Origin of the sequence: Streptomyces sp. NBC_00727, assembly GCF_045161745.1 — a bacterium.
Taxonomy (GTDB): Bacteria; Actinomycetota; Actinomycetes; order Streptomycetales; family Streptomycetaceae; genus Streptomyces.
The window spans coordinates 184,503-195,117 of record NZ_CP108981.1 but is presented as its reverse complement, the minus strand read 5'-3'; the positions used below and the strand labels follow the sequence as shown (position 1 = coordinate 195,117).

At 71.1% G+C, this 10,615-nt stretch carries 12 protein-coding genes; 4 read left to right on the top strand and 8 right to left on the bottom strand.

The features are described 5' to 3' along the window. Window positions 1–4: 4 nt before the first annotated feature. From OG242_RS00945 to OG242_RS00925, 5 genes are all read right to left on the bottom strand, one after another. Window positions 5–862, bottom strand: coding sequence for a carbohydrate ABC transporter permease (locus OG242_RS00945; protein WP_405896282.1), 858 nt, complete (start codon window positions 860–862; stop codon window positions 5–7). 1 nt (window position 863) lies between these two features. Then, entirely contained in the window at window positions 864–1,802 is a 939-nt protein-coding gene (locus OG242_RS00940) for a carbohydrate ABC transporter permease (RefSeq protein WP_405896281.1), read from the bottom strand. Next, the gene (locus tag OG242_RS00935) at window positions 1,799–3,091 is read right to left on the bottom strand and encodes an extracellular solute-binding protein (RefSeq protein ID WP_405901476.1); all 1,293 of its coding nucleotides are present in this window, start codon (window positions 3,089–3,091) and stop codon (window positions 1,799–1,801) included. The genes OG242_RS00940 and OG242_RS00935 overlap by 4 nt, the downstream gene beginning before the upstream one ends. 90 nt (window positions 3,092–3,181) lie before the next feature. Beyond that, window positions 3,182–4,201, bottom strand: coding sequence for a LacI family DNA-binding transcriptional regulator (locus OG242_RS00930; RefSeq protein WP_405896280.1), 1,020 nt, complete (start codon window positions 4,199–4,201; stop codon window positions 3,182–3,184). A gap of 125 nt (window positions 4,202–4,326) precedes the next feature. Then, a complete protein-coding gene (locus tag OG242_RS00925) occupies window positions 4,327–5,046 on the bottom strand; it encodes a ScbR family autoregulator-binding transcription factor (RefSeq protein WP_405896279.1) in 720 nt (239 codons plus the stop codon). A 376-nt stretch (window positions 5,047–5,422) separates the two neighbouring features. Between OG242_RS00925 and OG242_RS00920 the strand changes: the two genes are divergently transcribed. Beyond that, the gene (locus OG242_RS00920; protein ID WP_405896278.1) at window positions 5,423–6,103 is read left to right on the top strand and encodes an HAD family hydrolase; all 681 of its coding nucleotides are present in this window, start codon (window positions 5,423–5,425) and stop codon (window positions 6,101–6,103) included. A gap of 20 nt (window positions 6,104–6,123) precedes the next feature. On the opposite strand, the gene dhaL is transcribed toward OG242_RS00920, so the two are convergent. Together dhaL and OG242_RS00910 are read right to left on the bottom strand one after the other, a co-directional pair. Next, complete coding sequence (dhaL, locus tag OG242_RS00915) at window positions 6,124–6,786, bottom strand: dihydroxyacetone kinase subunit DhaL (RefSeq protein WP_405896277.1); 663 nt, start codon at window positions 6,784–6,786, stop codon at window positions 6,124–6,126. A gap of 38 nt (window positions 6,787–6,824) precedes the next feature. Next, complete coding sequence (locus tag OG242_RS00910) at window positions 6,825–7,823, bottom strand: dihydroxyacetone kinase subunit DhaK (RefSeq protein WP_405896276.1); 999 nt, start codon at window positions 7,821–7,823, stop codon at window positions 6,825–6,827. Window positions 7,824–8,032: 209 nt separating this feature from the next. Between OG242_RS00910 and OG242_RS00905 the strand changes: the two genes are divergently transcribed. From OG242_RS00905 to OG242_RS00895, 3 genes are read left to right on the top strand one after another with little or no spacing between them, the layout of a single operon-like run. Further along, complete coding sequence (locus tag OG242_RS00905) at window positions 8,033–8,536, top strand: ArsR/SmtB family transcription factor (protein WP_405896275.1); 504 nt, start codon at window positions 8,033–8,035, stop codon at window positions 8,534–8,536. Window positions 8,537–8,565: 29 nt separating this feature from the next. After that, window positions 8,566–9,420, top strand: a complete 855-nt coding sequence (locus tag OG242_RS00900) for a M23 family metallopeptidase (RefSeq protein WP_405896274.1) — start codon at window positions 8,566–8,568, stop codon at window positions 9,418–9,420. Between the two features lie 19 nt (window positions 9,421–9,439). Further along, window positions 9,440–9,982 carry a hypothetical protein gene (locus OG242_RS00895; RefSeq protein ID WP_405896273.1) on the top strand — a complete coding sequence of 181 codons (543 nt, stop codon included), beginning with the start codon at window positions 9,440–9,442 and terminating at the stop codon, window positions 9,980–9,982. Here OG242_RS00895 and OG242_RS00890 read toward each other — a convergent pair. Beyond that, entirely contained in the window at window positions 9,913–10,473 is a 561-nt protein-coding gene (locus OG242_RS00890; RefSeq protein WP_405896272.1) for a hypothetical protein, read from the bottom strand. The two genes, OG242_RS00895 and OG242_RS00890, sit on opposite strands and share 70 nt — an antisense overlap. Window positions 10,474–10,615 lie beyond the last annotated feature (142 nt).

Below are 10,615 nucleotides of genomic sequence, written 5' to 3'. Positions count from 1 at the left end.
GGCGTTAGCCCTTTACTCCGGAATCGATGTCGGTAGAGGTGAAGTGGCGCTGGAACAGGAGGAACAGGACCACCGCGGGGAAGGCCAGCACACACGCGCCGGCCAGCAGGGCACCGGCCGGGTTGGCCACCGTGCCCTGAAGGTTGGAGAGGAAGCTCGCGAGCGACACGGCCAGCGGCTGCATGTCGGCGTTCTTGGTGACGAGGAACGGCCACAGGAACTCGTTCCACGGCCCGATGAACGTCAGCAGGAGCGCAGTCAGCACGGCCGGCCGGGCCATCGGCAGCGCGATCCTCCACAGGATGCGCAGCTCGCTCGCGCCGTCGATGCGGGCCGCCTCGAAGAGGGACTGCGGCATCTGCGCGAAGAACTGGCGGAACAGGAACACGGCCGTCGAGTTGATAGCGAACGGCAGGATCATGCCCAGGTAGTTGTCGCCGAGCCCGTAGTCACGGACGACGAGCACGTACAGCGGCAGCGTGAGCAGCTGGAACGGGATCATCTGTACGAGCAGGAGCGCCGCGAAGACCGCCCCCTTGCCCCGGAACCGCAGCTGCGCCAGCGCGTACCCGGCGAGCACCCCGAACACGAGCGTGCAGACCAGTACCCCGATGGTCATGATCCCCGAGTTGAGCAGGGACCGGCCCAGCGAGATGGCGCTGTTGACCGCCGCGTAGTTGTCACCGGTCAGCCCCGAGGGGACCGCCGCGGACAGGTCACCGACAGTCTGCCCGCGCAGCGAGCCGACGATCATGTAGTAGAAGGGGAACAGGAAGGCGACGGCGCCGAGCGACAGCAGCACGTAACGGACGGCGCTGCCCGCGGAGAAGCGGCGGTTGGGCCTCGGTGTGGCGGCGCTCATGTCAGTCGCCCCTCTCGGTCAGCTTGCGGGCGGCGATCGACACGACCATCACGAAGGCGACGAGAACGACGCCCAGGGCGGCCGCGAAGTCGGGATGGCCCTGCTCGATGCCCTTCTGGTACATCAGCAGGACGGGCGAGGTCGACGAGTGGTCGGGGCCACCGCCGCCGGTCAGCAGGTACGGCTCGCTGAACAGGTTGGCGCCGGTGATGATCGCGTAGATCACGACGAGCGTCGTCGCCGGCCGTACGCCCGGCACCGTCACCGAGAAGAACTGCCGCACCTTCCCCGCGCCGTCCATCGCGGACGCCTCGTACAGCTCCTTGCCGACGTTCTGCAGCGACGCCAGGTACAGCATCACGAAGAAGCCGAGCTGCTTCCAGGTCACGAACACGGCGATCATCGGCATTGCGAGGTGCGAATTGACCAGCCACGACGGGTCCGGGGCGTGCGAGCCCAGCAGGTGGTTGACGAACCCGTCCGACCCGAAGAGGAACTGCCACACCGCGACCAGCGCCACGCTCGCCGTCACGTACGGCACGTAGAACGCGGCACGGAAGAAGCCACGCCCCCGGATCTTCGAGTTCAGCGCCGCCGCCAGGACCAGCGAGAGGCCCACCGTCAACGGCACGTTGATGACGAGGAAGATCAGGATGTTGAGGAAGGCCTGCCCGACGACCGGGTCCGTGAACACGTCCCGGTAGTTCGACAGCCCCACCCACGGCGAGTCGATGTCCGTGCCCGGCGCGGTGAAGTAGAAGCGGTGGAAGGAGATCCACACCGTGTAGACCAGCGGTACCGCGAAGACCACCACGATGAACAGCACGTACGGCGACACGAACAGCGCGCCGGCCCGCGACAGACCACGTCGCGCCCTGCCGCGCGGGGCGGGGCCGCTCGGGCGTACGGCGCCGGGCACCGCGTCCAGGTTCACGCTCATGACGGGTCCCCGTACTCGTTCAGCAGGCGGGTGATCTCGGACGACGCGTTGCGCAGCCCCGCGTCCGTGGACTCGCGGCCGAACACCACCGACTTCGTCCACTCGTCGCGGAAGGCCTGCCAGATGTCGATGGAGCCCGGCACATTCGGCACCTCGACGACGCGCTCCGCCTGGTCGGCGAAGGCCTTGTACGTCGGGTTCTTCGCGAAGTAGCCGGGGTACTTCGACGTCAGGTCCTCACGCATCGGCATCTGCCCGGTCGCCTCCAGGAACTTCCCGTCCTGCGCGGCGGAGGTCGCGAACTTCAGCACGTCCCAGGCGGTGGCCCGGTTCTCGCAGGAGCTGAACATCGCCGCGGACTTCTCGTCGCTGAAGGAGTGCTTGCCGCTCCCGCCGTCGGCGGTCGGCACCGGAGCCACACCGATGTCGACACTGTCCTTGTACGCGGCCACGGCCCACGGGCCCACGGTCGCCATGGCGGCCTTGCCGTCGTTGAGCGAGTCGCCCGGGTACTGCTCCTGGGGCGCCAGCTTCTCCGCGTACAGCGTGCGCCAGAACGCCGCGACCTGCCGGCCCGCCGCCGAGTCGAACTGCGGCCTGCCGTCCTCGATCAGCTGCTTGCCGCCGCTCTGCGCGGCGAACGCCGGGTAGAAGTCGTACCAGGGCTGGAAGAAGTCACTGCTCGGCGAGGGCCAGATCGCCGCCTTCGCGGCCCCGCTGCGCACGAGCGTGCGGGAGGTCGCGAGGAAGTCCTCGTACGTGGCGAGCTTCGGGTGCTCGGGATCGAGACCGGCCTTCGCGAACAGCTTCTTGTTGTAGAGGATCATGACCGGGTTGCTCTTCCACGGCAGCTGGTAGAACGCGCCGTCGGAGGAGCGGTACTGGTCGGTGAGGGAGCCGCCGCGCCCGGCGATGTACTTCTCGCCGTCCGGGAAGTCACTGAGGGAGACGAGGCCGTTCTGCTTCTGGAACGTCGGCACCGCCGCCGGCGAGGTGTTGAAGGCGAGACAGGCCGTCGTCCCCGCGATGATCGAGGCGCTGATGGCCTCCTCGGAGGTCTTGCCCGCCGGGATCTGCTGCGCGGTGACGTGCTGGTCGGGATGGGCCTTGTTCCACGCGGCGACCATCGCCCTGCCCCACTGCACCTCCTGCGCGTTGTTGGAAAGCCAGACCGTGATCGGGCCGCGCGCCGTGGCGGCGGCGGCCGGATCGGGAGCCGACCGGCCGCAGGCCGTCGCGGTGCCCGCGAGAGCGAGCACGAGCAGCGCGTACGCCGTTCTCCTCAGAATGATTGATCTCCGAACTGTTCACGCGCGGCCTCGTCGCCGCACGGAATTCCCGGTCGGCGCGAGCACGACCGGTCGATTGCCCCCGTTACGTCACCGGCGGGGCGCGGGCCCCATCGACGCGCGGGGCACGAACCGCGCCGGCTGCAGCCGCACATGGTCGGCGGCGCCCTCGGCGATGACCGCGTCGAGGGCGCGGGCCGCCGCCTCGCCCCAGCCCCGGGCATCGGCACGGGCGGAGGCGAGCGGCGGGAAGCTGTACCGCGTCAGGGGAGCGTCGTCGTAGCCGACCAGCGACAACTGGTCGGGGACGCGGACACCCAGCTCCTGGGCGACCGAGAGCCCGGCCATGGCGGCGAGGTCGTTGCCGTAGACAATCGCGGTCGGCGGCTCGGCCGAGGCCAGCAGCTGCCTGGTGGCCAGGGCGCCGCCCTCGGGCGTGAACCCGCCGGGCAGCACGGGCCCTTCGGGCAGACCGAGCGCGCGCAGGGTCTGCTCCCACGCGGTCCGGCGCCGGTGGGCGTGCAGCAGTTCCTGCGGCCCCTCGACGTGGGCGATGCGCCGGTGACCCAGCTCCGCGAGGTGCCGGACGGCCGCCGTGTAGGCCGGCTCGTCGTCCAGGCTCACCGCGGTCAGGCCGTCGCCCCACTCGGGCTGGCCGACCACGACGGCCGGCAGACCGAGCTCCCGCAGCAGCGCGGGACGCGGATCGTCGCGGCGCAGGTCGGTCAGGAGGACCCCGTCCACCTGCTGCTCCGAGGCGAGACGCCGGTAGACGCCCTGCTCGTTGTCCGGGGCGGTGATGTGGATCATCAGTCCGTCGCCGCGCTGCCCGATCACCGCCTCGACCCCGGCGATGAACGCCGGGAAGAACGGGTCGGCCCCGACCTGCTCCGTGTCGCGGGCCAGGACGAGCCCGAAGGCACCGGCCTTGCCGAGCGAGAGGGCCCGGGCCTGACGGCTGGGGGTCCAGCCGAGCTCCCGGCTCGCCGCGAGGATGCGCAGTTTCGTCTCCTCGGCGACGCCGGGCCGGTCGTTCAGAGCGAAGGAGACCGTGGCACGGGAAACACCGGCCCGCCGGGCGACATCCGCGATGGTGGGCTTGCGTGCCATGTGCCTGGACTTCCTTGCCGGCGGCCCGAAGACGAAGCGTCTTCAAACCGGTTTGACTGCTCGAACGAGGACAACCAAACCGGTTTGGGAGGAGGCCGTCAAGAGGCGGAAGCGTGTGATGCGCATCACCGGCCCTTGGTCATCCCGTGGCCAACGGCGGGCCTGCGTTCAGCCGCTGCCTGCCGGGAGAGGGCGTCGGCGCTCGACGCGTCGGTCTGTGCGGGGATCCGTGCCCGCGCCCGGGCGAGCAGCCCCGCGGGATCGGGTTCCGCCTGAAGGGATGCGAGGACCAGTCGCCACCACTGCTCCAGCCGCTCCGTCCAGCCCCTCCTGCCCGGCATCTCGTCGGTCAGCGTGCAGTGCCCGAAGAACCCGCACACCAGCGCCACGGCCGTCGCCGACGGCTCGACGCCCTCCGCGAGTTCGCCCCGCGTCCGGGCCTGGGCGAGGAGCCGGGCGCAGGCCAGCGCCCAGGCGCCGAACGGAGTGGGTACGGGCGCCTCGATGGCGCGTCGCTCCGCCCACAGCCGTGCGCCGGCGCGCGCCAGGACGTCCTCGCTGAGGGACTGGGCGACGCGGAAGCTGAGCACGACCAGCTTCTCCAGCGGCGGGACGCCGGGTGCGGCGTACACGGCGGCGAGCTGCGGCCAGGTGGCGAACTGCTCGCGGACGACGGCCAGTGCGAGCTTCTCCTTGCTGGAGTAATGGAAATAGATGGCCCCGCTGGTCTTTCCCGAGTGGTCGCTTATGTCATTGACGCTCGTTCCCGCATATCCCCGTTCGACAAATAGGTGTGCTGCCGATTCCAGCAGCACTTTGCGGGTTACGCGCGCTCTGTCCTGCACCTGTTCCACCTTCGCTCATACGTGCGGGCGCTGCGACGTGAAAATCCATTCCGCTCATCGGCGGAAGGTGTTGTCGCATCGCGCGAAGATCTTATTATCCATCGCCCGGGCCGGTGTCTTCTCGGGCTTTTCGATGCACTCGAATTGGTGATTGCGGAAATTGAAGAGGTCGAATTAACGTAATGACCATGATGTTTCGGACGGCCTGATCCTGAGGGTCCGAGTCCGCGCGGTGCACTCAGCGATACCGGCCTGGCCGCAGTGGCCACGGAGCAACGCCCGCGTCCGATACCTCCCTTCCTTCTGTGTGCCTCCTGGCACGTGTCTGCGCCCTGGTGACCAACCGGCCGACGCAGCCTCCGAGAATGGCGGTTACATGACAGCTCATCGAATCCTTTCCTGGTCCCCGTTGGCCATCGTCTTCGACTGCGACGGCACCCTGATGGATACGGAAAGGCACTGGCAGGAGGCCCGCAACATCACCTTCCGGCTCTTCGGGCTCACGCCGCCCGCCGGGTTCGCCGACCGCGCGAAGGGCGTCCACTACACCGAGTGCGGGGCCCTGATGGCGCAGGAGACCGGGAAACCGGACCTCGTCGACGAACTCGCCGGCGCGCTGCTCAGCACCTTCACCACCCTGGTCGAGGAGGACCCGGTCACCATGCCGGGCGCCGCCGCACTGGTCCGGCTGGCCGCCCGCCACCGGCCGCTCGCGGTGGCGAGCAACTGCCCCCGGGCCACGGTCGAATCGTGCCTCGACCGCGCCGGACTCCTCAGCTGCTTCGAACACGTCGTGGTCCCGGACGGGGAGGTACGGCCAAAACCGGCCCCGGACGTGTACAGAGCGGCCGCCCGCCTCTGCGGCGTACCGCCCGAGGACGCCCTGGCCGTGGAGGACTCGCTGACCGGGATGGAGTCCGCCCGTCGGGCCGGCCTCCGCGTCATCGGCATCGGGGTACGCCCCGCGGGCCCGGACGCGGAACAGGCCGACCTGTGGGTCACCACCCTCGCCGACCCCGACCTGCTCAGCTGGGCCCGGAGCCGCCTCGGTGCGTAACGGCGGCCCCGGACCCGCGGTCAGTCGCCGGCGAGGTGGGGTGCCAGCGACCGGACCGTACCGACGGCGGAGGAGAAGAACAGCGCGACGCCCACGGCACCCGGGTCCGGGACGCCGGTCGCGCGCTCGCCCAGGTAGCTGGCCCGCCCCATGCGCGCCGCCTGGGACGCCGTCTCGCGCACGCCCCGCCACGCCTTTTCCGCAGCCGCGGCGAGGGCATCGGCGGGCGGTGCCTCCCCGGCCGCCTTGAGCGCGTCGGCCGCCGGCGCCAGTGCGTCGACCAGCGTCTTGTCACCGGGCGAGGCGTCACCCACCCGGCGGATCGCGGCCAGGCCCTCGGCGGCACCTTCGCCGAGCGCGTCCGTCGTCAGCTCCGGTCCCGGCCCGGCGGCCCGCCCCATCGCCTGGAACAGCAGGCCGAACAGCGGGCCGCTGGTCCCGCCGACCTCGTCGAGGAAGGCGGTGGCCATGGCGCCGAGGTACTCCGCCGGACCGGCCGGCGCCTCCACCCGGTCGAGCAGCAGACCGGCGGCCCGGACTCCGGCCGCGAGATTGGCGCCGAAGTCGCCGTCCCCCGCCTGCTGGTCGAGCGCGGTCAGCTCCGCCTCGGTGGCGTACACCGACTCCGCGAAGCGCCCCGCCCAGTCGCGGGTCCGTGCGCCGTCGAGTGCGCTGCTGGTCATGGGCCCTCCTCGTACGTCCGTCGCGCGGAGCGGACCGGTCACCATCGCAGTGCCGGGGTGTGCACCGGTGCGTCGTAGAAATCCAGGGTGGCCCGGTCGGCGACCATGAGCGTGAGGGAGAACCCCCGCATGTCCAGTGCCGTGACGTAGGCACCCACCAAATGCCGCGCGAGCCGCAACCCCCGGGCATCGAGCACCCGGCCCAGCTCGCCGAAGACGCCGTACAGCTCGAGCGAGGTGACCGAACCGAGCCCATTGACGAGAGCCACGACGGAGTCCTCGGCCCCGGGCCGCAGCGCGTCCAGCAGGGAGCCCGTCATCTCCTCCACGAGCTCGCCCACCGTCGCCTGTTCCCGGGTCCGGGCGGCGCGCTCGCCATGGATCCCGACGCCGTACTCCAGCTCACCGGGCGGCAGCACGAACGCGGGCTCACCCGTGGCCGGTGCGTGATGGGCGGCCGAGGCGACGGCGAGCGTACGGCACCGGCCCGCCAGGACCGTTCCGAGCTCCACCAGCTCTCCGAGCCCCATACCGGTGTCCGCGGCGGCGCCCAGCACCTTCTCCAGCAGCACCGTGGCGCCGGTACCGCGGCGCCCGGCGGCGATGTCCTCCGAGTCGGTGGCGAGGTCGTCGTCGACGAGGACCCGCGCACAGGCGATCCCCGCGTCCGCGAGGCGCTCGGCCGCGATACCGAAGTTGATCCGGTCACCGGTGTAGTTCTTGACGACGTGCAGCACGCCCTCGGGCCGCGCCACCGCGCGCGAGGCCCGGAAGATCTGCCGGTTGTGCGGCGAGGCGAAGATCCTGCCGGGACAGGCGCCATCCAGCATGCCCGCACCGACATACCCGGCGTGCAGTGGCTCGTGCCCGGATCCGCCCCCGGACAACAGCCCCACCCGGCGCGCGGACGCGGTGTGCCGGGCGGTGACGAAACCGTCCGCCGAGTCGTAGCGCACGAGATCCGCATGCGCACGGGCGAAGCCGGACAACGCGTCGGCCACGAGTTCCCCGGCGCCGTTCTCGAAGTACCTGGCCATACGCCGCACCCATCCCGTCATGGCGGTGAGGCCGGACGAGCCGGCCCGGACGACAGTCCCATGGTGCGGGTAACGGTCCGCATGCGGCAACTCGCACAGCGTGCGACCTGCGGCCGGGACCCGCCCTCCCCGGCGCGCCGGCGGCCCTCTGCGGGTGCGGCGGTGAACCCATGGTTGCGCGTATTTCCGTAATTACGTAATCTCGTCCCATGGACTTGGAAGAGCGCGTCGCCGCACTCGAGCGACGCATGGCGGAGCTGGAGGCGGCCCCGCCCGCGCCACCCGTGGCCGAGGGTGACTTCTGGGCGCTCGACGCACTGAAGGCGCGGCATCCGGTGACACAAGAGGCGGACGGCGGCGTGCTGTTCACCGGAGCGGTGCGCGTACCGACCGGGCACCATTACGAATGGCAGTACGGCCTGCTGACCGAGACGCTGTTCGACGACAACTGGTCCGAGGCGGCCGCGTCGTTCGCCGCGCTCGGCAACCCCGTACGCCTCACGCTGCTGCGCGCGATCCTGGACGGCCTGCGCACCGCGGCCGAACTGGCCGCGCTCGACGACGTCGGGACCACCGGCCAGATCTACCACCACCTGCGCCAACTGACGGGCGCGGGCTGGCTGCACTCCCCGCAGCGCGGCCGCTTCGAGATCCCGGCGGGGCGAGTCGTGCCGCTCCTCGTGGTGCTCACCGCCGCGCGCCCCGTGACCTGACCGCCTTCCGCAAGGGGGAGAACATGTCCATGGACCGAAGGAAGATCGCCGTCAAGGCCCAGTACGCGCTGTGGGTGGTCTTCTTCGCCCAGGTCGCCGTCGGGTTCTTCGTGAAACTCCCGTACAACTACTGGCTGAGCTGGCTCCCGGCGCTCGGTGCGATGGTGATCGGCCTGGTCGGCGCACGCTCCGCCCGTCAGCGGATCGAGACCCGGCCCCCGGCCCCCGTCGCCGTGGTACCCCCGGTCACCGGCCGCTGGTCCGCGGTCAACAGCCCCGCCGACAAGGTGCCGAGCCACGGGACGCACAGCCTGGCCCAGACGTACGCCATCGACATCGTGGCCGAACCGGAGTCGGGGCCGACCCGTCCAGCCCCTGTCTGGTTCTGGCCCGTCGCCCGGCGCAACCGGGACTATCCCGCCTTCGGCGCGCCCCTGTACGCGGTCGCCGGCGGGACCGTCATCCACGCGGAGGACGGCCAGCGCGACCACCTGAGCCGCAGCTCGCTGGCCGGAGTCCTGTACTTCTGGCTCATCGAGGGGGCCTGCCGAATCGTGGGCGGAAGCCGTCGCATCGTGGGCAACCACATCGTCCTCGATCTGGGCGACGGGACGTACGCCCTGTACGGGCACGTCCAGCGGGGCTCCCTGCGCGTCCGGCCGGGCGACGAGGTCGAGACCGGCCAACTCCTCGGCCTCTGCGGCAACTCGGGCAACTCGACCGAACCCCATGTGCACTTCCAGCTGATGGACGGGCCCGACCTGGAGACGGCGCGCGGAATTCCGTTCAGCTGGCACGGGGTCGGCGTGCCCGCCGCCGGTGAGGGGTTCACCGTCGGCGCGGACACGGCCGCTCCGGCACGGTCTCACCACCGGTGTCAGTGACCGTTTGTACGATCACGCCATGTCTGATGCCTTCACGGTCCTGTGGACCCATGACGTGTGCCGTGCGCTGCGCAAGGCGGGCCGGGCGGGCGAACGGCCGCCGGTCGCCTTCAGCGGTGCGCATTCCTCCTTGCCCAGGTGGGCGGGCGCGAGCACCGGGGACACGGTGTACGCATTGCACGTCAACCAGCGTCAGGTGTACGTGGTGAGCCAACTGCGCGTGGTCGACCGGGAGCGAGGTGCCTGCTGCGGCACACCTCCCGCCACCTGGGAGGACCCCGCCCATCCGGGCCACGACGACTGGTCGATGCTCGGCGCCGACGGCTGCGGGGCCGAGCCGGTGCACGTGGCCGCGACGCCCGTACGCTTCGACGTGCCGGTCCCCGGCGACCTGCTCGCGCAGCTGACCTGGCAGAACCGTCGAGGCCGGACGCGCGTGCTGAAGTACGTGGTGGACGGCCGCCTTGAGAACTCGATCAGCCTGCAGGGCTTCTACCGGCTGACGCCGGAGTCGGCTGCCGCGCTGACCGGAGTGGTGGCCGGTGCGGTTGGTGCGGGCTGAGACGCTGCTCTCGTCGGCTGCCAACGGTGCGGCCGCCGGACGGCCACGAGGAGCGCGGCGACCACCGTCACCATGCCCACGGCGATCGCGAAGTGGGCTGCCCAGGCTCCTGCCGCGGTGGGGCCGCCCCAGGCGTTCGAGACGTCTTCGCCCGCCGTCGCCAGCGGGTAGAGCACGCCTCGGGTGATGAGAAGGACCACGGAAGGGGCGGCCAGTGCAAAGGCGAGGGCATTCGCCGGGAGGCCGCGGAGGGCCTGGCCGGCCACGGTCCGGAAGCGGTCCGGCGCCGTGTCCGCCGGGGAAGCGGTCGGTCCGCCGAGTGACGCCAGGCGCCGCTGCAGGCGGCCGGCGGTGGACGCGTTGCCGGACACGGCCAGCAGCAGCGCGACGACGGTGACGGGCAGGGCCAGCAGTGCGTGCGCCACGAGCAGCGCCGCCCGCTGCGGCAGCGGGCGAGAGTGTGTGGCGGTGACGTTGGGCGTGAGCGTCATGGGGGAGCCTCTCCTCGGGATCGGTGCGGTGACCGGAGGGTAGGGGCGTGGGCGGGCCGACGACGTCATACCGTGGAGCCAACCCGGTCGTCAGACCTCAGTAGCACTGCCGGTCTCCTCGGACGCCCTGCCGTCGGCACCG